Source organism: Magnetovibrio sp. PR-2 (assembly GCF_036689815.1).
GTDB lineage: Bacteria > Pseudomonadota > Alphaproteobacteria > Rhodospirillales > Magnetovibrionaceae > Magnetovibrio.
In genome coordinates, this window is the sequence record NZ_JBAHUR010000006.1 from 226,806 (window position 1) to 251,141 (window position 24,336).

At 48.8% G+C, this 24,336-nt stretch carries 28 protein-coding genes; 16 read left to right on the plus strand and 12 right to left on the minus strand.

Annotated features, from left to right (window positions below; all coding sequences use genetic code 11):
• Positions 1-39: 39 nt before the first annotated feature.
• From phnC to V5T82_RS09505, 3 genes are all read right to left on the minus strand, one after another.
• Positions 40-924 carry a phosphonate ABC transporter ATP-binding protein gene (gene phnC, locus V5T82_RS09495; protein ID WP_332895387.1) on the minus strand — a complete coding sequence of 295 codons (885 nt, stop codon included), beginning with the start codon at positions 922-924 and terminating at the stop codon, positions 40-42.
• A 131-nt stretch (positions 925-1,055) separates the two neighbouring features.
• A complete protein-coding gene (locus V5T82_RS09500; RefSeq protein ID WP_332895388.1) occupies positions 1,056-1,703 on the minus strand; it encodes a DapH/DapD/GlmU-related protein in 648 nt (215 codons plus the stop codon).
• Positions 1,704-1,757: 54 nt separating this feature from the next.
• Complete coding sequence (locus tag V5T82_RS09505) at positions 1,758-2,528, minus strand: endonuclease/exonuclease/phosphatase family protein (RefSeq protein WP_332895389.1); 771 nt, start codon at positions 2,526-2,528, stop codon at positions 1,758-1,760.
• Between the two features lie 415 nt (positions 2,529-2,943).
• Here V5T82_RS09505 and V5T82_RS09510 point away from each other — a divergent pair, with 415 nt between their 5' ends.
• A complete protein-coding gene (locus V5T82_RS09510) occupies positions 2,944-4,233 on the plus strand; it encodes a tyrosine-type recombinase/integrase (protein WP_332895390.1) in 1,290 nt (429 codons plus the stop codon).
• On the opposite strand, the gene V5T82_RS09515 is transcribed toward V5T82_RS09510, so the two are convergent.
• From V5T82_RS09515 to V5T82_RS09525, 3 genes are all read right to left on the minus strand, one after another.
• Positions 4,160-5,368, minus strand: a complete 1,209-nt coding sequence (locus tag V5T82_RS09515; RefSeq protein ID WP_332895391.1) for a site-specific integrase — start codon at positions 5,366-5,368, stop codon at positions 4,160-4,162. The two genes, V5T82_RS09510 and V5T82_RS09515, sit on opposite strands and share 74 nt — an antisense overlap.
• 141 nt (positions 5,369-5,509) lie before the next feature.
• Positions 5,510-6,895: an ATP-binding protein gene (locus V5T82_RS09520; protein WP_332895392.1), complete on the minus strand. Its 1,386-nt coding sequence runs from the start codon at positions 6,893-6,895 to the stop codon at positions 5,510-5,512.
• On the minus strand, positions 6,892-7,599 hold the full coding sequence (locus tag V5T82_RS09525) for a response regulator (protein WP_332895393.1): 708 nt from the start codon (positions 7,597-7,599) through the stop codon (positions 6,892-6,894). Before V5T82_RS09525 ends, V5T82_RS09520 begins: the two co-directional genes overlap by 4 nt.
• Positions 7,600-7,811: 212 nt before the next feature.
• Here V5T82_RS09525 and V5T82_RS09530 point away from each other — a divergent pair, with 212 nt between their 5' ends.
• On the plus strand, positions 7,812-8,861 hold the full coding sequence (locus tag V5T82_RS09530; protein ID WP_332895394.1) for a YncE family protein: 1,050 nt from the start codon (positions 7,812-7,814) through the stop codon (positions 8,859-8,861).
• 110 nt (positions 8,862-8,971) lie between these two features.
• On the plus strand, positions 8,972-10,321 hold the full coding sequence (locus V5T82_RS09535; protein WP_332895395.1) for a sensor histidine kinase: 1,350 nt from the start codon (positions 8,972-8,974) through the stop codon (positions 10,319-10,321).
• A 211-nt stretch (positions 10,322-10,532) separates the two neighbouring features.
• Here the strand turns inward: V5T82_RS09535 and petA are convergent, their stop codons facing one another.
• Positions 10,533-11,063 (minus strand): ubiquinol-cytochrome c reductase iron-sulfur subunit, encoded by a 531-nt coding sequence (gene petA, locus V5T82_RS09540; RefSeq protein WP_332895396.1) that lies wholly within the window; start codon positions 11,061-11,063, stop codon positions 10,533-10,535.
• Positions 11,064-11,617: 554 nt separating this feature from the next.
• On the opposite strand from petA, the gene V5T82_RS09545 reads away from it, so the two are divergent.
• From V5T82_RS09545 to lgt, 7 genes are all read left to right on the plus strand, one after another.
• Entirely contained in the window at positions 11,618-12,247 is a 630-nt protein-coding gene (locus V5T82_RS09545; RefSeq protein WP_332895397.1) for a cupredoxin domain-containing protein, read from the plus strand.
• Positions 12,248-12,450: 203 nt separating this feature from the next.
• Complete coding sequence (locus V5T82_RS09550) at positions 12,451-12,711, plus strand: SHOCT domain-containing protein (RefSeq protein ID WP_332895398.1); 261 nt, start codon at positions 12,451-12,453, stop codon at positions 12,709-12,711.
• 23 nt (positions 12,712-12,734) lie between these two features.
• Positions 12,735-15,050: a heavy metal translocating P-type ATPase gene (locus V5T82_RS09555; protein ID WP_332895399.1), complete on the plus strand. Its 2,316-nt coding sequence runs from the start codon at positions 12,735-12,737 to the stop codon at positions 15,048-15,050.
• Positions 15,047-15,427, plus strand: coding sequence for a cupredoxin domain-containing protein (locus V5T82_RS09560; RefSeq protein WP_332895400.1), 381 nt, complete (start codon positions 15,047-15,049; stop codon positions 15,425-15,427). Before V5T82_RS09555 ends, V5T82_RS09560 begins: the two co-directional genes overlap by 4 nt.
• 24 nt (positions 15,428-15,451) lie before the next feature.
• Positions 15,452-15,847, plus strand: coding sequence for a DUF302 domain-containing protein (locus tag V5T82_RS09565; RefSeq protein WP_332895401.1), 396 nt, complete (start codon positions 15,452-15,454; stop codon positions 15,845-15,847).
• A gap of 16 nt (positions 15,848-15,863) precedes the next feature.
• A complete protein-coding gene (locus tag V5T82_RS09570; RefSeq protein WP_332895402.1) occupies positions 15,864-16,343 on the plus strand; it encodes a c-type cytochrome in 480 nt (159 codons plus the stop codon).
• A 106-nt stretch (positions 16,344-16,449) separates the two neighbouring features.
• Positions 16,450-17,259, plus strand: coding sequence for a prolipoprotein diacylglyceryl transferase (gene lgt, locus V5T82_RS09575; protein WP_332895403.1), 810 nt, complete (start codon positions 16,450-16,452; stop codon positions 17,257-17,259).
• 239 nt (positions 17,260-17,498) lie between these two features.
• Here the strand turns inward: lgt and V5T82_RS09580 are convergent, their stop codons facing one another.
• The 3 genes from V5T82_RS09580 to V5T82_RS09590 are packed head-to-tail and all read right to left on the minus strand — an operon-like array spanning position 17,499 to position 18,684.
• Positions 17,499-17,993, minus strand: coding sequence for a putative iron-sulfur cluster-binding metallochaperone (locus V5T82_RS09580; protein WP_332895404.1), 495 nt, complete (start codon positions 17,991-17,993; stop codon positions 17,499-17,501).
• Positions 17,962-18,246 (minus strand): mercury resistance system periplasmic binding protein MerP, encoded by a 285-nt coding sequence (gene merP, locus V5T82_RS09585; RefSeq protein ID WP_332895405.1) that lies wholly within the window; start codon positions 18,244-18,246, stop codon positions 17,962-17,964. Before merP ends, V5T82_RS09580 begins: the two co-directional genes overlap by 32 nt.
• A gap of 12 nt (positions 18,247-18,258) precedes the next feature.
• Positions 18,259-18,684 (minus strand): mercuric transporter MerT family protein, encoded by a 426-nt coding sequence (locus tag V5T82_RS09590; protein WP_332895406.1) that lies wholly within the window; start codon positions 18,682-18,684, stop codon positions 18,259-18,261.
• Positions 18,685-18,784: 100 nt separating this feature from the next.
• Between V5T82_RS09590 and V5T82_RS09595 the strand changes: the two genes are divergently transcribed.
• Positions 18,785-19,177 (plus strand): MerR family transcriptional regulator, encoded by a 393-nt coding sequence (locus tag V5T82_RS09595; RefSeq protein ID WP_332895407.1) that lies wholly within the window; start codon positions 18,785-18,787, stop codon positions 19,175-19,177.
• 125 nt (positions 19,178-19,302) lie between these two features.
• Here V5T82_RS09595 and V5T82_RS09600 read toward each other — a convergent pair whose 3' ends face one another.
• Complete coding sequence (locus V5T82_RS09600; RefSeq protein WP_332895408.1) at positions 19,303-19,509, minus strand: heavy-metal-associated domain-containing protein; 207 nt, start codon at positions 19,507-19,509, stop codon at positions 19,303-19,305.
• A gap of 325 nt (positions 19,510-19,834) precedes the next feature.
• Between V5T82_RS09600 and V5T82_RS09605 the strand changes: the two genes are divergently transcribed.
• The 5 genes from V5T82_RS09605 to V5T82_RS09625 all read left to right on the plus strand — a co-directional run bounded on the left by V5T82_RS09605 (position 19,835) and on the right by V5T82_RS09625 (position 23,670).
• Positions 19,835-21,061 (plus strand): HD-GYP domain-containing protein, encoded by a 1,227-nt coding sequence (locus V5T82_RS09605; RefSeq protein ID WP_332895409.1) that lies wholly within the window; start codon positions 19,835-19,837, stop codon positions 21,059-21,061.
• A 43-nt stretch (positions 21,062-21,104) separates the two neighbouring features.
• Entirely contained in the window at positions 21,105-22,103 is a 999-nt protein-coding gene (locus tag V5T82_RS09610) for a multicopper oxidase family protein (RefSeq protein WP_332895410.1), read from the plus strand.
• Positions 22,085-22,540, plus strand: coding sequence for a multicopper oxidase domain-containing protein (locus V5T82_RS09615; RefSeq protein WP_332895411.1), 456 nt, complete (start codon positions 22,085-22,087; stop codon positions 22,538-22,540). Before V5T82_RS09610 ends, V5T82_RS09615 begins: the two co-directional genes overlap by 19 nt.
• 112 nt (positions 22,541-22,652) lie before the next feature.
• Complete coding sequence (locus V5T82_RS09620; RefSeq protein ID WP_332895412.1) at positions 22,653-22,961, plus strand: hypothetical protein; 309 nt, start codon at positions 22,653-22,655, stop codon at positions 22,959-22,961.
• A 22-nt stretch (positions 22,962-22,983) separates the two neighbouring features.
• Entirely contained in the window at positions 22,984-23,670 is a 687-nt protein-coding gene (locus tag V5T82_RS09625; RefSeq protein ID WP_332895413.1) for a DsbA family protein, read from the plus strand.
• A 5-nt stretch (positions 23,671-23,675) separates the two neighbouring features.
• Here V5T82_RS09625 and V5T82_RS09630 read toward each other — a convergent pair whose 3' ends face one another.
• A complete protein-coding gene (locus tag V5T82_RS09630; protein WP_332895414.1) occupies positions 23,676-24,113 on the minus strand; it encodes a c-type cytochrome in 438 nt (145 codons plus the stop codon).
• Between the last annotated feature and the right edge of the window lie 223 nt (positions 24,114-24,336).

Here is a 24,336-nt window from a genome sequence, read left to right on the forward strand (position 1 = left end):
TAAGTGTGGGCCTGTAAATGGCCCGTTCGTTCCGGCCTGTTAAGCCGTTCCCAAAGCGGTTTCGGATTCAAGTCCGAATACCGAGGCCGGACCCTGGATCATGTTGGGTTGGGGCGTGGCAGATGTTTCATCCACCACATCCAGGGGTACCGGAATATGCATGTCCAAACTGTCGGACCCATAGAGGTTCTGCAAAAAATTGACGGACAAGTCGCGAGACAGTCCGTCGTAATGGGTTTTGCCATCTTTCAACGCCAAAGTGCGCGGGCAGTATTTCAAAGCGTAGTCAACTTGGTGCAAAGACACGACCACGGTTTTGCCAAACTCGCGGTGGATGTGCGCCAAGGCTTCCATGACTTTGCGTGACGATTCCGGATCTAGCGATGCGATCGGTTCGTCCGCCAAGATGATGTCGGATTTTTGCAACAAGGCGCGTGCAATGGCGACGCGTTGCTGTTGACCACCGGACAAGGTCGATGCGCGTTGCGTGGCATACTTGGCCATGCCCACTTGTTCAAGCGCGCGCATGGCGTCCAGTTTTTCTTCCTTCGTAAACAGCGCCAAGGATCCGCGCCATGTGGAGATCGAACCCAACTTGCCCAATAAAACATTGGTCAGCACGCTCATGCGGCTGACCAAGTTGAATTGTTGAAAAATGACGCTGATGTGTTGGCGATGATGGCGCACGTTGCGGGCGATCTTGCCCTTTTCTTGAATGACGTTGCCCAGAACTTCCACGCGGCCGGTCCCTTTATCAGCGGGCATGAGGCCAGCAATATGACGGATCAGGGTGGACTTACCGGAACCGGAAGCACCGATCAGCGCGACCATTTCTCCGGCTTCAGCCGAAAAATCGATGTTGTCGAGCGCTTTGTCTTTCTTGAACGTTTTGTTCAATCCAGTGACGTGAATGCTTTGGGCCATAAGCCGATTCCTCCATTAAATACGGGGGGGAATCTAGTCGGACCGGGTGACTCCTATTTGTCAGAACTGTTACAGCCATGCGAAACAAAAGCGACAAATTCGAGACTTGTCTGCTCTGTCCTGTGGAGGATTTAGTCTAGGTACTTGTCCGCAAAGGCTATTGCGCCAAGCGTGCGAAAATCACCCAGACGCTCTTTGATCTGTGAATGGGACCAATCCCACCACTTCAGCGCTAATAATTTCTCACACGTTTCATCGTCAAAGCGCTTGCGCAGGACTTTACCCGGCACGCCGACGACGACGGAAAACGGCTCGACGTCCTTGGTCACGATGGTCCCAGATCCGATAGCCGCGCCGTCCCCAATGCTGACGCCAGGCATCACGGTGACGCCGTGTCCGATCCAGACATCGTTGCCAATGGTGACGTGGGATTGGCGTCGCCAGTCAAAAAAGCTGGGATCGTCTTCCCCAAGTTCAAACAGAGCCGAACGATAGGTGAAGTGGTGCAGGGCGGCGCGCTCTAACGGGTGGTTACCCGGATTGATGCGCACTTGAGCGGCAATGGAACAGAATTTGCCGATGGTGGTGTAGATCACATCGCCATCATTACAGATATAGGAGTAGTCGCCCATGGTCGCTTCGGCCATATGGGTGCGTTCTCCCACTTCGGTCCACGCGCCGAATTCACAATCGGGTTTGACCTTAGCGGTGGGATGAATGCAGGGCTTATCGCCCAACGTGCGGGTCCAAGCATTTTCGGGTTGGTCCAAAGGCGTCATGGGGCGCTCTCTTTAAAAAAGGAACGAACTTTTTAGGTCTTTGTGATGACTGATTTATGACGGATTGAGAGGCAGGTCCAAAACGACGGCTTTGTGATCGCTGGGGAACAAATCCAAAGGACCAACTCTTTGGTCGAGGGCAAGCGTTGCGAGGCCTTCGAGTTCACCATCTTGTGCTGCGACAAAAAGGTGGTCGATAAACCCCGGTTTTGGCGACGCCCCGTTGACAGCGTTCAAGGTTGTGTCGGAAACGGTTGAGACTGGAAAGGCTTGGAATCCCGCCAAAACGTTGAACACGTCATCGGTTTCATCTGCGTTCATATCGCCGCCGACGATAACCATGTCATGGGGCGGACAGTCTTCGAGGTGTGCGGCCAGAACTTCCAATTCGTGGCGGCGCAAATCGCCCGCATCGCTCAAGTGGCTCAAATGCGTGTTGGCGACCAGAACGCGGTTTCCTTCCATTTGTAAACTAACGAACTGCGCCAATCTTTCCCCGTCGCGTTCATCTTGGGGAAGTTGGCGGGTGGATTGATCCGAGATGTTGCCTTTTGACAGCACGGCCAGGCCCGAATGGCACAACACGGGATCGTTTCGATAGGTGCGAATTTTTTTGCGGGCCGGGGCGAAAGCAACGTTCAGGTTTAAGCTTTGCGCCAAATGGTCGGCAACGTTCAAGCCGCTGGGGACTTCAGAATACACTTCTTGAAGCAAGATTATATCGCCATCCAAGGCCTGAAGGCCAGCTTCCATCAACGCCAAGCGCGCCTCAAGTTGGCCTTGGCAATTCCAGGTGTTGAACGTCACGGTGCGCAGCTGCTTCATGGCACATGTTTAGGCCTTGAATATTGCAACAAGATGAAGCCGTGCCCAAGCACGCCCGCGAACACAATGTGTTTGCATGGTTTTTGTGCTAGGCACGACTGGGCCCCGAGCGCGCATGCGCTCAAATAAAGGTCAATTCCAGCCTAGGAACTTTAGAAACAAGAAAAGGCTCCAGGTTTCCCTGAAGCCTTATCATGGTGGGCACGACTGGGATTGAACCAGTTGTTATCTTATTTCAAGCTCGTATAAATCACTTCCGACCACTTGCTGCCTGAAAATAACCGCTTATATTTGCTTGTAAAATAGCATTATTGGGTCTGAAACGCTCTCTGAAGCCTTTTCAGAGGAATGAGTTGGTTGCAAATATTTTGCTACCCAATAGCTACCCACGGTTTCTTTGGTTTTAGGTGCGAAAATGGGACGAAAACGCGAAGGTGAGCGGATCACGAAGTCGGTAATCGCTACCGCAAAGCCAAAAACGAGCGATTACACGATCTGGGACCTTGATCAGGCGGGCTTTGGGCTCCGCGTTCGCCCTTCTGGAACAAAGCGGTTCGTCTATTACTATCGTAATGCGCTCGGCCAGCAACGCCGCATGACGATTGGAGACGCCAAAAGCTTGAAGCTGGAAGACGTGCGCACCACGGTTCGAAATCTGGCGGGACAAGTCGCGAACCATATCGACCCTTCTGAACATCGCATCATTGAAAAAGAACGCTACAAAGCCATAAAGGCTGCTGCGGACGATCCTAAAGAGGACCGGTTTTCGGAGCTTGCCACTCGATACATTGCCGAGAATGATGATCTCGGCGACAAATATAGATATGACGCCGGGCGCTGGTTGCGCAAAGACATCAATCCGACGATTGGTGACATTCAAATCCACATGCTAACGAAAGATAATGTCCAAGACATGGTTGATGACATTGCCAAGACGCGGTCAACCACGGCCCGGCGGTGTGGTGAGGTGGTTTCCAGCATCCTCACATGGGCCAAAACGGCGAAAATCCTTGAAGATGATTTTCCTGATCCGTCCAAGCATCTTTCTCTACCCAAACAAAATCTGGTCGACAATGCATTGCGGGAAAAAAACCTAGCCCAAATGTGGGAAGCTATCGAGGAAGAAGCGGAAGTCTCAAACGGCGTCGTGACGGGGTATGCCTTTGATGTGATCCGGCTGGCGTTGCTGACGGGCGCACGCAAGGGGGAACTCCGCAAACTGAAACACCATCAAGTTGACCTTGACCGAGGCGTTCTAATTTTTCAGCGGCACGAACACAAAACAGGCAAGGTGATCAAAGAGGGAACGGGTATTAAGGTCGTGATACTCCCCGCTGCCGCCATTGAACTGATCCGACCGCATTGTGCTGCGGACGATGACCGCGACTACGTTTTCCATGGGAAAAATCTAAACGAGCCCGTGTCAGACACGCAAACGTCAAAGGTCTGGGGAAAGGTCCGTGCACGTGCGCGGAAAAAGAAGGGTTTCCCTCAGGGACAATTGCGCTTTCACGACTTGAGACACACGTTTGCATCGATGGGGCTAGCAATGGGGACACCACTGGCAGATATCGGAAAAATGCTGGGCCACTCCAACCCAACGACAACGCTCAGATATGTGCATCACGACATCAACAATTTGAAAAAGTCGTCGGATCAGATTGCGGCACGGATGCAAAATCAAATGATCGTCGATAAACCCTAACTGATTCTGAGCCTTTGACGGCCACGATAGGGTTGCGAGAGCCACGAGACTGCTGTGATTGGCCATATCCTGTTTGTGTTCTTGATGACTGGTGACCCAATACTATTGCGATCTCTTCCTGAGACCGCCCTTCGGCTTTCAGATCAGACGCCAAGGCATGACGGTAGTCGTAGGCGGAAAGCGTCACCTTTTTGCCCAATACATGTCTCCCAGTGCGAACAAGCAATTTGTTTAAGCCTGAAACACTTGTGGCTTTCACCTCAATCTGCCCATCTTTCCGTTTGGCTAGATTCAAAAGGTATTGGGCTTCTGGCGATAGCGCATCAACCCGAATCCCCCTCATTTTTTGCCCACGCTTACCCTCTACGAACTTCGCCCCCTCAATCCCAACTAAGATAGCTCTGTCATCAGCAATAACCGTCACCCCAGCTTCAAGCTCAGCCGGTCGTGGGGCGACAGTCATGAGCAAGGCAACGGCGGCCTTATTTTTGGTTCGGTCTGAAAGGGCGTCCCAAACATCACTTCTCCAGCTTAATGGCAGATTTTTAGAATTCTTACGCTTGCTTTCGTGATGCTTCTTTTGACCATTATGCAAATAGAAATGACATACGCCGGAGAAGGTGTCATGCCCTTCAGCATAATAAGGATATCGCTCAAACTCTGACAGAGAACACCTGAGGGCTTTAATGCCTTCAGTCCACAAATCTTCATCATCCTCTGTTAAAGCATTGGCTAATACCTCAAGGATGTAAGATGCCTCGTGTGATTGCCCCCAAATATATGCAGCACGTTTAGTGTAATAGCTTTTTATAGTGCTATGGATGTCTTCAGGACGCTGCCCAAGAAATCTCATTTTTTTGTACTGACGCTGATACTGGAGCAGTGTCTTTGATGAGCGAGATGAGGCAACGAAACTGTTTAAATGCCTCTCGATATCTTCAATGAGATCAATATGTTCATCAACAACCCAATGTGGAAAACGGCCATCCCACCTTGACAAGAGTGCACGAAATGGAACCCTGTTGGGGTCAAATTTGACCTCAGAGGCTACATTATCGGGACATTCAAAGCTAAAAAAATATTCACCGGTTGTCGCCGGTGTTTTTTGCCCCGCAGGTTGTATTTTCACAGACATATAAACTCTTCTTTACAATTTAAGGTGAGAATATTGTGTCCTAGATGTTTGCAAGTGACAAAAAATAATTTCTTAAAAAATAATTTTAGGGGCTTGCCATGGCAGAAACGTATAAAAGCGGCTGTTCCCGCTAACCAGATATCATAACGGCAACCGCAGCTCTGCCCGAAGACCACCTTCTTCACGATTGGAAAGGCGTACTTCACCCCCGTGAGCATGCGCAACACTTTTCACGACGCTTAATCCCAAGCCGGATCCGCCGGTTTCTGGGTTGCGAGACTCATCACAGCGGAAGAATGGCTGAAACACATCGTCCAGTTTATCACCGGGGATTCCTGGACCATCGTCTTCGATAGTGACGTAGATATGTATGTGATCGCAATGCATCGTGACATTGGCTTTGCTTCCATATTTCAGTGCATTGTCCACGAGATTGACCAAGGCACGTTGCAAAGACAAGGGCCGACATTCGTAATGGCACTTTTCTGGCTCATCAAACGAGACGTCATAGCCTGCGTCGGACATATCGTCGCAAATAGAAGCCACCATTGCAGTCAAATCGAGTTTACGCCGTTCTTCTTCACTGGCATCTTGGCTGGCAAATTCCATGGTGGATGAAATCATCTTTTCCATATCATCAAGCGTCACCTGCATTTTGGTGCGCTCTTCGCTATCGTCCACGAGTTCACAACGCAAACGCAGAAGGGTGATTGGAGTCCGCAGGTCATGGGAAATGGCTGCCAGCATCTGAGTGCGATTCTGGATCAGACGTTTCAGGCGAGCTTGCATTTCGTTAAACGCTGCGGCGGCCTCACGAATTTCCTGTGGTCCGTTCTCCTCCAAAGGGGGGGCATCGACATCTTTGCCCAGCCGCGTTGCTGCTCGAGCAAAACCGCGTAGTGGAACCGTCAGATAACGAACCACCCAGAATGAAAACGCCGCCACTGCAAGAATCATAGCCAACATCGACATAATAGATGTCACAGACCACAGCGGATTGGATTGAGGGATATCGATGGTAAAGTTAAGCCATTGCTCCTGAGTATTTTTCTCACCCAACCGAATAGAGACATGGAGCTCACGGTGGCCAGCCTCACCTTGCAGCCAATGATCAAGCCAATGCCATTGGTCTGCAGATTCCGTGTGGGCATCGCGAACACGGATATGGATCAGTGGTTTTTTTGTCGCATTCATTTGCTCATGTAAATAATTGCGCAAGAATTTAATGTCGGGTTTAGGCATGAGGTCGTGGGTAACTGGACTTTCATCCGTGAGCCAAACGTTAAAACCTTCATGATTCACGGCCGTCACAAGTGCGTTGCGTTGTGCGGGTGGGCTACTGTCAATCATCTGGGCTATGTGGGATAGGTGCTGGGCCGTGTCCCGGCCGCCGATATGCGTTAAGACCTCGGCCCGATCAGATGAATAAATCGCCATGCTGATGACATGCGATAAGGTCAGGCCAATCAACAGCACCAAAACTGTTTGACCTGTTAGAGTTTTCGGAAAAAGCCTTTTCACAATCACGTTACGTCTGGCGTAAAGACATAGCCGCCACCCCATACGGTTTTAACCAATTCAGGGTTTTTGGCATCTACTTCGATTTTCCGACGCAACCGACTGACCTGCGTGTCGATACTACGATCAAAAGCGTCATAACTGCGTCCACGGGTAAGGTCCATGAGTTGTTCACGGTTCAAGACATGCTTTGGCCGTTCAACGAATACGGACAACAAATTGTATTCACCGGTACTGAGCGGCACCACGACATTATCTGCTGAGGTCAATTCACGTTTGGTTGTATTAAAGGTCCAACCGACAAAGTGATAAGTATCTGCAAGTTCTTCTGACTTACTTATCGACTGAGTTCGGCGCAAAACAGCCTTCATACGAGCCAACAATTCGCGTGTGTTAAACGGTTTGGCAATGTAGTCATCCGCCCCCATTTCCAAGCCGACAATCCGGTCTATTTCTTCGCCTTTAGCCGTCAACATGATAACCGGGATATTCGATTCAACACGCAATTCTCTGCAGAGTGACAACCCATCCTCTCCCGGCAACATGAGATCCAAAATAATTAAATCAATGCTGCCGTCTTTTAGGATTTTGCGCATCTCGCGTCCATCTTGGGCAACGGACGTGCGGTAGTCTTCTTTGATCAAAAAACGTGACAAAAGGTCCCGAATTTCACGGTTGTCATCGACGATTAGAATGTGGGGTTCATTTTTCATAAGCCCTAGTATAAGTGCGATATTTCATGTTTGAACTAAAATTTTGTGACAAAGTGTGCCTTCTATCACTTTCGTCAAAAAGTGTTACCAAAATCTCTTTTACGGACAAACTCCGCTCACACATCACTCCTAGTATTGATCTCAGTTGGACAGGCGATATTACGAAATGCTCGTAAGCCTATGTCCGTAAATCAATTTAGGAGATAGACCCGATGAAAGTCGCCACAGCTCTTCTTTTCACTGTAAGCCTCTCAGTAGGATTTCCCGCTTTTGCCGGATCCAAAGTCTATGTGCCAATGGGCTCTGCCGATGAAGTCATTGTAATTGATACCGACCAAGACAAAATCGTTGGTTCGATCAAAGCAGTGACTGAGTCTCACGGATTAGCCGGAAGTTCTGACGGTAAGTTCTTGATTGCTGGCAGCTTGGATGAATTTGATCCTGACTCTCAAACACCTCCCAAACCCACTGCCGTTTCACAAGATGATCATGATGCACACCACGCATCAGATAGCCCAACGGCGATGAATGGCAATGGTGCTGTAAGTTTTCTCAGTATCATTCGAACAGAAGACAGCATCGTTGAACGTCGTGTGAGTGTTCCTGGCTCAGTTCATCACACGTTAATCACGCCTGATGACAAATTTGCAATTGCCACACACCCCGGCGAAGAGGGCATTAGTATTGTCGATCTGAATTCTTACGAAGTTAAAAGTGTCAAAACTGGTCCTATCCCCAATTACGCAGTTACCGCCCCCGATGGTCGCGCCATTTATGTCAGTAACGCAGGCAACAACACAGTTAGCATGCTGGATACAAAGCGTTGGATATTGCGATGGAATATTGAAGTCGGTGATGGACCAGAGCACATGGTCATTTCCGATGACGGGAAGTTCCTCTTTGTTAACAACACCGGTGATGGCACCGTATCAATGATTTCTCTGCCCAAGGGAACTGTTACACAAACATTCAAGGTTGGCGGAGATATTCATGGCATTGATCTATCCGACGATGGGAACACCCTTTTTATCGCTGGTCGTGAAGAAGATAAAGTTGTCGCTATTGATGTCCTCCATGGCCAGATCACAAGCAAATCCTTGTCACCATCCCCCTATCATTTGTCTGCGATTGATGGAACAGAGAAGCTGTACATCTCAAGTGCCGAAGACGACAAAATTTGGGTGATCGATCAAGAGAGCCTACAGACAATCAACGAGATTCCAGTGTCCGACCGCGCCCACCAAATGGTGGTCGTGCAATAAAACCACGCCGACATTTTACTCAGACAGCTTAATCCCGGCCCACCTCAAAATCAGGTGGGCCGGAAAATGGAGAATATTGAATACACAGAACTCACTTAGGGAGGGGGGAAATGAAACACGACAATGATTCGAAATTAGTTGCACTTCTTGGAGTTGTGTTACTTGCCGCAGTAGCTCTGACATATATCGGTATAAGAACTGCAGAACATTTAGTTCTTAGAAGCCATGCCGACGACATTGTTACCCGTTGGGACAAAATAATTATGAACATGGACAGTGACCAACATGTTCAGGACAATGAGATCATAGATCAAATACAATTACACATGTCTGAAATGGAAACGGCACTTGTTACATCTGGTGTTGTTAAATTGGATATAGCAGGCTCTAATGGAAATGCTTTCTTCCAATGGAGTAATTCTAAGCATGTATATAACACCCTAAACAACACCCACTTACATTCGTTTTGGGGACATTTAAGCCCGCTGCATAATTTATCAGTGCAGAAAACGATTGTGCCTGCAGATTTGCCCTTGTTCACCAAAAACACAAAAATTGGTGATGCATATTTTCTTATAGATTTAACAACAGTATCCAATCATATGAACACAATCGGCAATCTTGCTTTTGTAAGCATGCTAGGTGTGCTCGGCTTTATTGGTTTGCTTGGAGGAACGCTAGTTGTTCGCAACTCACAATTTCGTCGACAACAAGCTAAGGAGCTAATTGTTGCAAAAGAAAAAGCCGAAGAGGCCAATAGATCAAAGAGCGATTTTATCGCCAATGTTAGCCACGAGCTCCGCTCTCCTTTGAATGCCATTATTGGATTTTCTGAAGTTATGGCGAGCGAAATGTATGGCCCCCTGGGTAAGCCTAAGTATCGAGAATATGCTAAAGATATCCAGGATAGCGGTGAACTTCTGCTGTCCCTGACCAATGACATCCTCGACCTGTCTAAAGCCGAAGGTGGCCATGTGGATTTGCATGAAGGATTGGTTGATGTTCAGGATGTGGTTTTACGCGTTGAGAGGCTCATTGTTGAAAGAGCTATGAAGGCAGATGTTAAGTTTTCTGCACAAGTCCAAACCCCAATACCGTTCCTGGTCGCGGATGAACAAAAGGTACTTCAAATTCTGCTGAACCTTTGCACCAATGCGATTAAATTCACCCAATCAGACGGACGAGTGGTGCTAAGTGTCGCTAACGAACACGGAACAGGTATCGTGTTCACAGTAACTGACAATGGAGTAGGTGTTTCCACTGACGACATCCCAAAAGTTTTAGAACCATTTGGCCAAGTGGATGATCCCCGCACTCGACAGCATGAAGGCACAGGCCTAGGCCTCCCATTATCAAAACATTTTGTGGAAATGCATGATGGAGATTTTATATTCGCTAGCCAGAAGAATGTAGGAACAACGGTTACCGTCACATTTCCTGAAAAGAGAATTGAACGATAGGTCTTACATCAGCCGAATTTTGATCAGTTCAACGCAGACAGTTGATTTCATCTTGTGCATCCACAAAAAGCTTCCCTTAGTTGGAAGCAACAAACACACCCGCTCAGAAACCGGTCGGGTGTGTTTGTTTTCAAAATTACGAGGTGTAGCCTGTCAGGCCGGGGGCTGAAAAAGTTTGTTAGAAATCATCGAAGCTCTAACGATGGGGACTTCAGCCAACACGGACCCTTTCATCATCCAGGAACGTGTATAGTGGGATGTCTAGGTTCCGTGGTGCCGGTCCCTTGCGGATGCGGCCCGAGGTGTCGTAGTGGGACCCATGGCAGGGGCAGAACCAGCCGCCAAACTCGCCCACGGGGTCGCTCTGCTTCTGACCCCGGGGGATGCATCCGAGATGAGTGCAGATACCAACAACGATCAGCCATTCCGCCTTCTGGACCCTCTCCGAGTCTTTCTGCATATCAACCATATCCACGTCATCGTCGGCGACGGCGCGTTCGATCTGAGCGGGTGTGCGATGGTCGATGAACACCGGTTTGCCCCGCCAGACCACCGTGATCCGCTGACCAAGTTTGATTGGCGAAAGGTCCACTTCGGTGGTTGAAAGCGCCTGGGTGTCCTTGGCTGGATTCATGTTGTCGATGAATGGCCACAAGGCCAGCGCGGTTCCGACAACGGCAGTTGTTCCTGTTGCCAACAGAAGGAAGTCGCGCCGTCCTTCAGTTGTCGTATTGTCGTTCATGGTAAACCTCCCGTGCCTTTATCGGAGCAATACGGGCCCTTGGTCCAGAACCAGGGATTATTAGATCACCAATACGTCACGGAAGTTTGTCGGCTTAGGGCAGAGTCGTGACAAAGTTTGGCACCCTAGAGGATGGGCACACTCTGTCACATTTCCGGACAGTCAAATGTTTTTCGAGAAACCAGTACACCATTATGGCTTCCATGAGAGGCTGGGTATTGGCGATTATATGTAACATTTTTATACAAACTCTACCTTTGACAACAACTGTTTCATCTTTCGTTGATTCGGACATACCCCGGCTACAATTCTCTGTCTAAATACACCCCGTAAATGACTGGGCTCATTTTGAGATGATGCATCTCAGGGGGTAATTCGATGAAATTCGAAATATCAAAAAATCTATTTGCAACTGTCCATGGACCGCACCCAGAGAGACGCTGATCCAAGGCGCGTAATTGGTAGTCAATACCAGTAGCTATTCGTTTTCCCAACTCAGACCACAGCCTCAAAATATGAGGTTGAGTGAACAGACATAACAAGGAGTAATGATCATGCTTCCCAAGCAAAAACTAACCGCAATGACACTCGCAATTGGCATCCTGCTTTCTGGCAACGCTTTTGCCGACCCACAACACGGCCCGAAATATGGTTTTGGCGGCCCAGGCAACGCTTCTGATGTCACTCGGACCATCGATGTCGAAATGATGGACAAAAGCTTCAATCATGGTGCCATGGATATCAAACCAGGCGAAACCATCCGCTTCAATATTCACAACAAAGATAACGTCATGCACGAATTCGGCATCGCTATGCCCGCCATGCACAAGGACCGTCAAACCGAAATGATGGAGATGATGAACACAGGCATGATGAACATGGAAGGGTTTAATCCTGACATGATGGGCCAGAACGGGATGATGGGCCAAAACAGGATGATGGGCCAAAACAGGATGATGGGCCAAAACAGGATGATGGGTCAGAACGGGATGATGGGCCAGAACGAGATGATGGGCCAGAACGGCATGATGATGCCCAATCGCCCTAATAGCGTTTTGGTCGAACCTGGCAAGACGGCGGAAATGATCTGGCACTTCGACAAGATGGATGACATTGAGTTTGCCTGCAACATGCCTGGTCACTCTGAAGACGGCATGCGTGGACCGTTCATGTTCCAAAACTAAATGATACTGAGCATAAGCGGAGGGCAATAACGTCCTCCGCTTTTTGTTTGCGCAAACACAAATGTGACAAAGTGTGTCAATTCGGTGAAGTGGCAGAAATTGTTACCATTTCACCCGATCCCGACAAACTCCAGACACCTCAACATTGTTTAATAGTAAGTAGCTCAATAAGAGTTCCCTGAACTTCAACAAAGGAGGATGTCATGTGGAACGAAGGCTCTTACCCGCACATGATGGGTGGTTTTGGATTTGGCGATGGTAGCTGGTGGTTGCCCATGGGATTCCATGGCCTCTTTTCTCTGCTGATCATCGGACTGCTGATCTATGGCATCGTACTTGCTGTGCGCAGTTTCACCAATGGCCACACCACAAACCCGGCACTTGATGCACTTGGGTCACGCTACGCCGCCGGTGAACTGAACCGCGAGGAGTATCTGCAAAAGAAAAAGGATATCGAAGACTAACACCCATTTTTAAGAGGTATACCATGACTGCACAGACGCATAGTGTTCCCCCAGAGCCTCCCCACTCCCCTGATGAAACCCGTTTGCGTTTCAACATTAAGGGAATGGGGTGTGCGTCGTGTGTCGCCACCATTGAGAACAGTCTTAGTTCTGTTCCTGGTGTGGAAAGCGCAAACGTCAATTTCGCCAACAACACAGCCGATGTCTCCTACAATCAGGATCAAGTGACGCCTGATGACATTTTCGAAGCTGTGCGTGATGTGGGATATCAGGCTAAAGAAGTTTCTCAAGCAACTGATGACGCGGTAAATAAGGATGAGGCGGAGCGTGCTGCTGAATACCGCATGCTGATGAATAAATTTCGCCTCGCTGCCCTGATCTCCGTACCCAACGTTCTATTGATGTATCCAAAGCTTGTTCCAGGCCTAACGACACTGATTCCACCTGGTAGCGAAGTGGAGCGTTTGGTTTGGGGCATTATGGGGTTGCTGACTTTACCGGTCCTCATATGGTCCGGTTCACAATTCTTTGTTGGCATGTGGGCGGCGTTGAAACATCGTTCCGCCAATATGCACACCCTGATTTCATTAGGTGTATCTGCCGCTTTCGGCTACTCAACCGTTGCGGTCCTGGTTCCTGGCCTGTTCCCCGAAGGGGCATCAACGGAGCCGTTCTGGGATGTCACCACTGTCGTCATAGCCTTGGTTGTTCTGGGATTGGCTTTGGAAAGCAAGGCCCGAGGTAAAACATCAGAGGCCATCCGCAAATTGATCGGGATACAGGCCAAAGTCGCATATGTTGTGCGAGACGGAAAAATCCAAGAGATCCCAGTTGAAGACGTTGTCGTCGGAGATACCGTCATGGTTCGTCCTGGTGACAAAATCCCCGTAGACGGCATTGTCGAAGATGGCGCCAGTGCTGTAGATGAATCTATGATTACGGGCGAATCCTTGCCGGTCGAGAAAGTCTCTGGCGATGAAGTCATCGGCGCCACGATGAACAAGTCTGGCAGCTTCCGCTTCAAAGCCACAAAAGTGGGCAAGGATACCGCGCTTGCCAACATCATCAACATGGTTCAAGAGGCTCAAGGTTCGAAAGCACCAATACAGCGCATTGTCGACCAAGTGTCTGGTTACTTTGTGCCAACTGTGATGATTCTCGCCATCTTGGCATTTGTTGCCTGGTACGACTTTGGACCAGAGCCCCGGCTGATCTACGCAACTATCGTTTTGGTCACGACCCTGGTGATTGCATGCCCATGTGCATTAGGACTAGCGACACCTACATCATTGACGGTCGGCATTGGAAAAGGCGCTGAAAACGGTGTTTTGATCCGCTCCGGCGATGCTCTTCAAACCGCTGAAAGCATTGATGTGGTGGTTTTGGACAAAACCGGAACCGTGACCAAAGGCGAGCCGTCCGTTACGGACATCACGGTCATGCCTAACTTCGATGATGATGAGGTCCTGTCCCTCGCAGCTTCCTTGGAACAGTTTTCGGAGCATCCCCTCGGCAGTGCTATTGTGAAAGCTGCAACAGAACGTGGGTTATCTGTACAAGATGCTCGTGACGTTCAAACCAAAGCAGGGCATGGGATCGTCGGGATCGTTGAGAGCAAAACCGTGCTCATCGGCACGGCGCAGCACCTCTCACAATGGTTTGTTGATACTCGTGGGCTTGAAGACATTGCATCAATCTATTCCCCGCAAGGAAAAACACCACTTTTGATTTCGATTGATGACAAACCCGCAGGCGTAATTGCGGTAGCAGACGCTGTGAAGGATGATTCGAAAGACGCAATCGCACGGCTCCATAATATGGGCTTGAAGGTGATGATGTTGACCGGAGATCAACAAAAGACGGCTGAAGTTATTGCTCAGGAAGTAGGCATCGACAGCGTGTTTGCGCAGGTCCGGCCAGAGCACAAGGCCCATAAGGTGCAGGAGCTTCAAGCGCGAGGCTATGTGGTGGCTATGGTTGGGGATGGAATCAATGATGCCCCAGCACTGGCAGCATCTGATGTTGGCATTGCCATCGGTAGTGGCACTGACGTTGCAATCGAAGCGGCCGATGTGACCTTAATCAAAGGTAGCTTACATGGTGTCGTTACAGCGATAGAAATCAGCCGTGCCACCATGCGCAACGTGCGTCAAAACCTAGTCGGTGCTTTTGGCTATAACGCTTTGGGTATCCCTGTGGCGATGGGCTTGTTGTATCCATTTTTTGGCATCCTTATGTCACCGATCATTGCCGGCGCCGCCATGGCCTTTAGCTCTGTCACCGTGGTCAGTAATGCCAACCGTCTGCGTTTCTTCAAGCCGAAGGGAGAAATGTCATGACCTGGGATCAATGGTTGGTCACGGCATTCGGCTTAGGCCTTATTCCCCTGATTGTTTGGTTTTTCTGGATCAAGCGTGATGCAGGAACCCACGCACAATCAACGGGATCACACCAGGAAGTCCAAATTACGGTCAAGGGTGGTTACACACCGGATACCATTATCGTGCAAAAAAACCGCCCTGTGCGTCTGAACTTTTTACGTCAGGAATCTGCAACGTGTTCTGACACGGTCATCATTCCCGAGTTTGGAAAAAGTGCCCAGTTACCCCAAGGCGAAACCATTGCCGTTGAATTCATACCCGATAAATCTGGCGAATTCGAATTCACATGCCAAATGGGCATGTTACGTGGCCGCTTGATTATCGAAGAAGCATAACCCCCAAATCAAACGAGGAGCACAATGACCTATCATATCAGCAAAACTGTGGAAGACAGCATGGACGGGGCGGTAGAAAAGGTCACTGCTGCTCTGAAGAATTATGGTTTTGGCGTTCTAACCCAGATCGATGTCAAAGCAACATTGAAAAACAAAATCGAGGTTGATTTTCGCGAATATCGCATTTTGGGGGCCTGTAACCCACACTTTGCATACGAAGCCCTGCAGTCTGAAGACATGATCGGAACCATGCTGCCGTGTAACGTGATCGTTCAGGAACGCGAGAACGGTATGGTGGAGGTCTCGGCGGTCGATCCAAAAGCCTCTATGCAGGCCATCTCAAATTCCAAATTGGACAGTATTGCCGAGGAGGTTCGTGAGCGGCTGGGCTGTGTTATTTCATCTCTGGGCGCAAGTTGAAAGAAAGGGATTGGTTATGTCAAAAAAGTTAGCAATCGTCGGGGGACTGACTATCGCGGCCTTTGCAGTGGTCGGTATCTATATGGCAGGTGAAACAAATCCTGCTTTGGCAACCGTCGATCAATCTGATCCCAAAATTATTATGAAAGGGTCACTTTTGTACGAGGCAAATTGTGCCAGTTGTCATGGCAAAAATTTAGAAGGGCAGCCGAACTGGCAGGTCAAAAATGATGACGGTACCTTACCTGCGCCTCCCCACGACAAGGATGGGCATACTTGGCATCACGATGATGGGTTGCTGTTCAACTATACGAAAGACGGCGGGGCTTCTTTAGGTATTGATGGGTTTGTGAGCGGAATGCCGCCTTTCCGAGACACACTAAGCGATGATGAAATTTGGTCTGCACTTGCATTCATCAAAAGTACATGGCCCGAGAAACATCGTGCCCGTCAGGCTTTGGCCACACAGCAAGTTTTGGGATCCAACGGAAAGTAGCCCCCCGAACTTCCGCTTTGGGCTGGGAGCTAATCCTTGATGATCAGCTCTGTGGGTGAGAGCGCCCCAGTGATCGTGAACCTCAGAACCATATGAGAGCATAAGCATGCCATTTCCTGATATTGATCCGATTATCTTCCAAATTGGCCCGATAGCTATTCGTTGGTATTCCATGGCTTACATTGCCGGGTTGCTTATTGGCTTGATGTATCTCAAGCAACTCATGCGGAAATTTGATTTTTCCATATCGGTTGAGAAAATCGATGATTTCCTCATATGGGCTATTGTTGGTGTGATACTTGGCGGACGCTTGGGATATGTGATTTTCTACCAACTGGATTTTTATTTAGATAACCCCATTGCCATCGTCCAAACCTGGAAAGGGGGGATGTCATTCCACGGTGGTCTGCTGGGCGTTGCGATCGCAACCGTAGTTTTTGCCAAAAGACATGGATTGCCCATATTGCTGATTTCTGACCTGGTTGCAGTGGCAGCACCCATCGGCCTCTTTTTTGGCCGTTTGGCAAACTTTATAAATGGTGAGCTCTACGGTCGCACCACGGATGTTTCATGGGGTGTTGTTTTTCCACACGGCGGCCCTTTGCCACGCCACCCCAGCCAACTATATGAGGCGGCATTAGAAGGGATTGTATTATTCCTGATTTTAAACGTCATGCTCCGCTTTCCTGAGATCAGACGGCGCAAGGGAATTTTGGCGGGTGTTTTCCTGATCGGATACGGACTTGCGCGCTCAATCGTTGAGCTGTTCCGCCAGCCCGATGAACATATCGGTTTTTTGATTGGAGGAACGACACTGGGACAGTGGCTTTCCATGCCACTCATCCTTGTCGGGATCATATTGATATCGTTGGCATTAAGGGAAACAAGAACGCAACAGGGTCGAACGCTTTTTTAACAGGATTTAACATTTTCTCTGGCTTGCAACCAGATTTGGAAAGCTCGCCAAAATTATCTTGCGATAGTCAAGCTGGCAGCAATTCGGGTTTGGCTCGCGTCCAAGAAACCACAGGACAATGCCCCTGATGTCCGCTCTCAATACGTTTTCGGACATATAATCACTGATGGGCGCAGCTCCGGGATTAGCCAAACTCGGACATGACAGGTTTCCTGTCAGTTATACTGTCTTAGAGCCAATTATTTCGGGAAGTTTTTGAGACAGCATAAACCGGATGGGTTGCGGGTTTCACAAGCACATAAGTGCTGTTTCGTTTGGCTTGTTACGAAATCCTTGATACTGGGCTCGTTCTTAACATCATCCTTAGTGACACCAAAGCAGTAGCACAAGGTCGCCTGATCTGTTTTGTCCTTCGCACCAACTCGCGTTCGTACATCATGTTGGTCAAATGTCAGCCCATCATCAGTGAAATACACAACAGCACAATCAGGGTCATCACAGAAAAAGAAACGACGCTCTTGGTCATCCAGTTTCCAGGGATGCTTGATGTGTTGGACGACTGTTTTTTGAGAGACCTCTCCACAATCCTGACCATGTTGGGGGCATGACTGTTTCTTAGGGTGTGTTGCTTTCGGTTGTGCTGAGCCGCAGCAGTTAGACATAAGCATGTGCTTCCAATAAACGTTTACATCTAAGCCCAGATCAATTTCTGAGTCTGGATGGATAACCTGCATTCAACGTGGCATCCGTCAAGGTCTCAACATTGGCCTTGGTGTCCTCAAAGGTCACCTTAGCAGTTTTATCATCATACGAGACCACAACTTCGGCGACACCACTTACGCCACTCAAGCTTTGTTTGACGATAAATGGACACGATGCGCAGTTCATGTTTTCGACAGTTAAGGTCACCGTCTTTTCTGCCGCCAAGCTGGCAGTGGATAACATCATGGCTACGGCAAACAGGATTGTTGGGGTAATGCGTTTCATAGACTGTCTCACTCAGTTCAACAGGTAAGGGGCGGCATATGGATAGAGAAGCGCGGCTGTCACCAGTAACGTCGCACTCCATAAGGATGACTTGACTACGACAGTCGACTTAGGGGTCTCACAATATGACCCCGGCACACATGCCTTCTTGGGCTTGAGATAGACCGTGTAAAAGCCCCCGGCAAGAAAGATGACTGTCAAGGTGACAAAGTAAGGCTTGTAAGGCGTTAAGGCCGTTAAATTGCTGATCCATGCCCCGCTGATGCCCAATAAAAACAACACCAACGGAACAATGCAGCATGACGACGCCAGTACCGCCCCGACGACACTGCCCGTGGCCAGAAGGCTATGTTGGCGGGTGTTTACCTCAGGGGGTATTGATGTGTTGTTGTCACTAGACCCACCCGCAATTTGTGCTTGGGTGCTGGATTGTTCCATATTGTTCATCCTTGTACTGCCAACCTTACCTATCCATGTATAAGGTCTGTAGCAAGTACAGGCTCAAGGGTTATTTCAGAGGCTGATAAGGCAGATGACAATGAAACGTGGCGAGTTAGCAAAGCGCACGGGATGCAATATCGAAACTGTCCGGTATTACGAGAAGGCTGGTCTCCTGCCTGACCCTCCACGCACAGACAAAGGTTATAGGGTTTACAGCGATACCCACGAGCAAACCTTACGCTTCATTATGCGGTCCCGGGAATTAGGCTTTAGCGTTGAAGAGGTTCGGGGATTATTGAGCCTCGTGGATGGTGGGACCTATACGTGCAGTGAAATCCGCGACAAGACACTCCAACATCTCACTTCTGTTCGTAAACGTATCGCAGACCTCCAAAGACTGGAACAAACGCTTTCCGATACGGTGGCGAACTGTGAAGGCGGAAACACCCCACGGTGTGCCGTTATAGATGCGTTGGTTAAGGACGGCTAAGGGTCATTTTCGGACCTTAATCGTATGCGCGGAAAATGACCGGTTTGCGCCAACAAGCGGAAGTCTTAACAGCCATCATCATTTATGAGTCCATGGCCTAGGCACCGTAGAGGCTGATACTGAAATTATTTGGTATCTAATCCAGCCTCTTCAATAACCAAGAAAATATCATCAAGGTCAGTCGTGTACTGATCAAATTGAACCGTTGCAGATTTCTTCTCATGCGACGTTTCGACAAACGTGACACCTGAAATTGCCTGAATTCTTCCTTTCAAGCATTCAGCAATTTTCCGATTAAGCATGCCGTCAACAGATATGGTGGCCTTAACCATTATTCCATCCTCCATGAGAAGCTCACTTATTGTCACACAGTCTGCCCAGACTACAATCGTGCATGTGTGACAAAGTTTGACAGTCCAAATAACAGAAACAATCTGTCACAACATTTTCCAATTTCGACAAAATTTGGTGACATTTCTCTGTCTAAATACTCTTGCAAGGACGACGGACAACCTTGCCCTCCTAAAGGCATAGCCCTGACAGCCCCCCCCCTCCCATTTCAAAGTTCTGTCAGGGCTATTGCCTGAAGGGAATTTGTTTGCGTGATAAAGGATTTGGGTTATTCAGCAAGATATTCATAAAAGACTCGCCATTCCATTGGCCTTAGCTGGCTTGGTTCTTTCCATCGTATTTGGTGGTACCGAGCTTTACCGTGAAGTTTTGATCATGGAAGAACAGGCTACTTCCTTCGCGACCCAAGAAGCTAATGAATTTGCTGAGATTCATTCCGGCAGTCTGACGCACGAAACGATACAAGAAGATCTTGAAATTTTTATTGGAGCACGAAGCCGAGCCCCAAACGGTCACTTAGTTGCAGTTAAAATACTATCATCTTCCGTTGCGGTCTTAGCTGATGCCAATGATGGCAGTGATACAACACACGTCGCCATGCAGCGCCATAGCTTGGGTATGTCTATGCGCAGCGCGCCGGAGCACGACGTATTTTGGGATGATAAAGTCTATGTGCGCGTCATCGTGCCATTGGCCTTGCAGGGTGAAGAACAGCCCGCGGTGTTCAGCGGACTGTTTCTGGTTGATCCCGAAGTTGTTTCATCTATGAAGCAAGAAATAGCCAAAACGGTTGGCATCACTGTGCTGATCGTTTTTCTAACGGCTTTATTTCTGTACCCCTTGGTTCTGTACCTGGATCGCAATTTACGAAAACGCACGCGCCAGCTTCTCGAAGCTAACTCCAGCATGTTGGAAGCCCTCGGTTCTGCCATCGCCAAACGCGACAGTGACACCGGCGCCCATAACTATCGGGTTGCTTATTATTCCATCAAGCTAGGCGAAGCCTTCGGGTTGTCACGCAAAGAGATCGTCGGGCTGATGAAAGGTGCCTTCCTGCATGATATCGGAAAAATTGGTGTTCCGGATGCCATCCTTCTTAAACCCGGAAAACTAACGGATGAAGAATTCGTTGAAATGCAGACCCACGTCCAGCATGGTCTGGACATCGTCAAGGATGTAAAGTGGTTCAACGATGCCGCCGAAGTGATCGGAGGGCACCATGAAAAATGGAACGGCAACGGCTATCCAGCCGGACTGGCGGGAGATGACATCCCGCTTTCAGCACGAATTTTCGCAATCGCCGACGTCTTTGACGCACTCACATCCCGTCGACCTTATAAAGAACCGTTTTCCATCGAGAAAGCCACGAATATCCTTGAAGAAGGAAGAGGTCAACATTTTGACCCAGAATTATTGAGCATTTTTCTTGAACGCTGCGACGAATGGTTCGCCAAAATTACGGCACAAGATGATGCAGCATTGAAAAAAACGCTTATGTCGTGCACTTGCCATTATATGGACAGTGTTGTGTGATTCCTTTGAGAATATATAGTTTGCCTGTTTCCTGGAGAGTAACGTGAAATCAAACAAATCAAACCTTTATAGCCGCCGCCAAATTTTAGCGGGTGGTTCTGCGCTGGCTTTCGCCGGGACCATGCCAAGCCTGTCTCTAGCCGCCCAAAAACCACAACATGACTTTCTTTTAAAAGCGGAAGCCTCGACGACACAGATTTTGCCCAGTAACTGGTCACAGACACCTTTGTGGACCTATTCAGGAAAATGCCCAGGCCCCGTGATCCGTGCGAAACAAGGTGAGCGTGTTCGTATTTTGGTGGAAAACAATCTTGATGAAGCGACAACGGTGCACTGGCATGGCTTGCGCGTGCCCAATGCCATGGATGGAGTTCCCCACGTTACTCAGGCACCCATCGAACCCGGTCAAAACTATCATTATGATTTCAAACTAGAGGATGCTGGCACCTATTGGTATCATCCGCACGTCAACAGCTCCGAACAACTCGGCCGGGGTCTTTACGGCACCATCATCGTCGAAGAAACCGATCCGCCAGAAGTCGATCGTGATGAGGTTTGGGTTCTGGACGATTGGCGGGTGAGCAAAGATGGAACCATTCGCAATGATTTTGAGAATGGGATGGATATCAGCCATGGCGGGAGGATGGGCAACTACATCACAATCAATGGCAGCCCTCCAGAGCCTTTGAAAGTTACGGCAAACGAACGCATTCGGTTACGTCTAGCTAACGTTGCAAATGCCCGCATATTTGGACTCAGCTTCGAAAACCATGACGTAAAAGTGATCGCCATTGATGGTCACCCCGTCACCCCTCATGCACCATTGAATGATATGGTGTTGCTTGGCCCTGGACAACGTGCAGATGTGATCATCGATTGTCTTGGAAAACCAGGATCGAAACACCGCATTATGGACATCGCCTATCAACAATCGACCAACGAGCTTCAAGATATTGAATATCTCGACACTCCGCCTTTGCGCAAGAAACCACTGGGGCCTATTAAGGTACTCCCGCCAACCCCTTGCAAGAACCCAACCTGACACAGGCGGTGCACCATGAGATGGTCATCAGTGGCGGTGCGATGAGTGGCATGCAAGGGGCTATTTACAAAGGCAAGAAACGATCTATGCGCGAATTGATGGGTGAGATGAAAGTCTGGGCCCTCAATGGTGTTACCGCCCACACAACAGACATGCCACCAATTTTCAACTTCGATCTGGGCAAGACCTATGTGATCGATGTTAAGAATGAGAGTATGTTTCCTCACCCCATGCATCTCCATGGCCATGCTTTCCGACTGTTGTCTATGAATGGGAAAGCCGTGCCGAACACCCCTTGGATGGATACCGTGCTTCTCACAGGCAGGGAAACCGCCCGGATTGCATTGGTTGCCGAGAATCCAGGAGATTGGCTATTCCATTGTCATGTTCTATCTCATGTTCAAGGCGGCATGACATCTTTGATCAGAGTATCATAAGGCATCGAACAACATACTTTGTCACAACTTTTTGGGCTCCTGACAAACTTGAGTAAAGCTTCTGCGCTGTAATGAGTAGTAAGCAGATTACTCATCGTTTAGGAGCCCTTCGATGCCCAACCCTGACAACAAAGATACACACGCACACGGTCATTCACATACGGTCATGATGATTATGTGTGTCGTGCTCATGGGCGGTGCCTTCTTATTTTTTTCTGGCGCCGATCTGGAGTCCGGGTTGAGCCTCGCAACTCTGGCACCGTTGTTGTTATGCGTTGGCGCACATTTTCTTATGCACCGTTTCATGGGGCATGATGGACAACACAAGTCTCATGCACAAGAACCTTCCGTGCACAAAAGAACACAAGTACATAAGCGGAAAAAACAGATCTCACCGCCTCGCATCCCCGCGCCAAACTAAAAACCTCATGGACCTGTAGATCATGAAGCTCATAATTGAACGCGTGACCTTGATTGCTGCGATGGCCTTGTTTGGTGTTACGGGCGTATCCGGATGGCTTTATTTCGAACAACGCGCTGTGGCTCAACCCGTTCAAGACTCACAACAAAGCACCGAGAACATTCTCAAGACTTATCATGAGGCTTTGTACAACAACCCGAGAGATCCGATTCTTGGAAATCCTGATGGTGATGTGACGATAATCGAATTTTACGATTATCGATGCCCTTTCTGTAAAAAAGTTCACCCTGTCGTGATGCAGTTGTTAGAGGATGATGGGAACATCCGTTATATCGCGAAGGAATATCCAATCCTTGGTCCTGTTTCCGTATTGGCATCGCAAGCAGCTCTGGCTTCACAGAAATACGGAAAATACGCTGAATATAGCAACGCATTGATGTCGGCGCGTAACCTTGACGACAATCTGATTTTCAAAATCGCCCTTGATGTTGGGTTGGACCCACTAAAGCTGTTAGATGACATTGATGCAAACGAAACTGAAATCAATGATACGATCCAAGAGGTGCTGGACTTAGGTCAAGACATGAGGCTCCAAGGCACGCCAACCTTTATCATTGGTGACAATCTCATTCCAGGCGCGATTAACCGAAACGTTTTGGACGCTCTTGTGGCGCAGGTGCGTTCAAAAAACACACCTGCTTCGCAGTGATCCAATCACATTCGATGCTGTTGATAAACGATGCCATTTGCAGCCTGGAGCTCACGAATGTAAGTAATGATATTTCCGGCCATCGTCGCATTGACTTGCTTTTGTGGCGGCATATTGCCGTAAGGCCAGTGATGCTGTCGCACACCTTGTTGCATAGCAAGGAAGAAGGATTCATCACCGTGATGGCCTGGGTTGTAAATGTTGTGAATCAAAGGAGGGCCTTTGTCCGACCCGGATGCACTGTCTCCATGGCACGCTGCACAATTGTCAGCAAACACCTTAGCACCACGCTCAGCTTTTACGGATAGTTTTGTTGGGACGTTGACGTTAACGGTTTCAATAGCGGTATTGCCACCAGTGACTTTTGACACAAGGACTGCTGCGCCACCAAGAACGATGACGGCTACTGCAAGTTTGGGTAAATGATCGGTCCATTTGGCCATTGAGGGCTTCTCCTACAATACATGAATACATTTCAGCCTTTTATCCAATGTGGATATGTCTGAAGTATGCCGTTTCCCCCTAATTCTAGTGACAAAATGCGACAGCGGTGAAGTTTGACAAACTTTGTCACATTTTTCAGGTGCCCCTGACAAAGTTGAGGCACACCTACCCGCCATAAAGTTATCACCGACGAAAACAAGATATTCTCTATGGGATAGTGTA

Coding starts and splice junctions, on each gene's coding strand:
- V5T82_RS09515 (WP_332895391.1), bottom strand. CDS start 5,368: ATGTCTGTGAAAATACAACCTGCGGGGCAAAAAACACCGGCGACAACC.
- petA (WP_332895396.1), bottom strand. CDS start 11,063: ATGAACGACAATACGACAACTGAAGGACGGCGCGACTTCCTTCTGTTG.
- V5T82_RS09500 (WP_332895388.1), bottom strand. CDS start 1,703: ATGACGCCTTTGGACCAACCCGAAAATGCTTGGACCCGCACGTTGGGC.
- V5T82_RS09505 (WP_332895389.1), bottom strand. CDS start 2,528: ATGAAGCAGCTGCGCACCGTGACGTTCAACACCTGGAATTGCCAAGGC.
- V5T82_RS09545 (WP_332895397.1), top strand. CDS start 11,618: ATGCTTCCCAAGCAAAAACTAACCGCAATGACACTCGCAATTGGCATC.
- V5T82_RS09595 (WP_332895407.1), top strand. CDS start 18,785: ATGAAACGTGGCGAGTTAGCAAAGCGCACGGGATGCAATATCGAAACT.
- merP (WP_332895405.1), bottom strand. CDS start 18,246: ATGAAACGCATTACCCCAACAATCCTGTTTGCCGTAGCCATGATGTTA.
- V5T82_RS09555 (WP_332895399.1), top strand. CDS start 12,735: ATGACTGCACAGACGCATAGTGTTCCCCCAGAGCCTCCCCACTCCCCT.
- V5T82_RS09550 (WP_332895398.1), top strand. CDS start 12,451: ATGTGGAACGAAGGCTCTTACCCGCACATGATGGGTGGTTTTGGATTT.
- V5T82_RS09570 (WP_332895402.1), top strand. CDS start 15,864: ATGTCAAAAAAGTTAGCAATCGTCGGGGGACTGACTATCGCGGCCTTT.
- V5T82_RS09620 (WP_332895412.1), top strand. CDS start 22,653: ATGCCCAACCCTGACAACAAAGATACACACGCACACGGTCATTCACAT.
- V5T82_RS09525 (WP_332895393.1), bottom strand. CDS start 7,599: ATGAAAAATGAACCCCACATTCTAATCGTCGATGACAACCGTGAAATT.
- V5T82_RS09590 (WP_332895406.1), bottom strand. CDS start 18,684: ATGGAACAATCCAGCACCCAAGCACAAATTGCGGGTGGGTCTAGTGAC.
- V5T82_RS09510 (WP_332895390.1), top strand. CDS start 2,944: ATGGGACGAAAACGCGAAGGTGAGCGGATCACGAAGTCGGTAATCGCT.
- V5T82_RS09565 (WP_332895401.1), top strand. CDS start 15,452: ATGACCTATCATATCAGCAAAACTGTGGAAGACAGCATGGACGGGGCG.
- phnC (WP_332895387.1), bottom strand. CDS start 924: ATGGCCCAAAGCATTCACGTCACTGGATTGAACAAAACGTTCAAGAAA.
- V5T82_RS09535 (WP_332895395.1), top strand. CDS start 8,972: ATGAAACACGACAATGATTCGAAATTAGTTGCACTTCTTGGAGTTGTG.
- V5T82_RS09580 (WP_332895404.1), bottom strand. CDS start 17,993: ATGCAGGTTATCCATCCAGACTCAGAAATTGATCTGGGCTTAGATGTA.
- V5T82_RS09560 (WP_332895400.1), top strand. CDS start 15,047: ATGACCTGGGATCAATGGTTGGTCACGGCATTCGGCTTAGGCCTTATT.
- lgt (WP_332895403.1), top strand. CDS start 16,450: ATGCCATTTCCTGATATTGATCCGATTATCTTCCAAATTGGCCCGATA.
- V5T82_RS09530 (WP_332895394.1), top strand. CDS start 7,812: ATGAAAGTCGCCACAGCTCTTCTTTTCACTGTAAGCCTCTCAGTAGGA.
- V5T82_RS09600 (WP_332895408.1), bottom strand. CDS start 19,509: ATGGTTAAGGCCACCATATCTGTTGACGGCATGCTTAATCGGAAAATT.
- V5T82_RS09625 (WP_332895413.1), top strand. CDS start 22,984: ATGAAGCTCATAATTGAACGCGTGACCTTGATTGCTGCGATGGCCTTG.
- V5T82_RS09630 (WP_332895414.1), bottom strand. CDS start 24,113: ATGGCCAAATGGACCGATCATTTACCCAAACTTGCAGTAGCCGTCATC.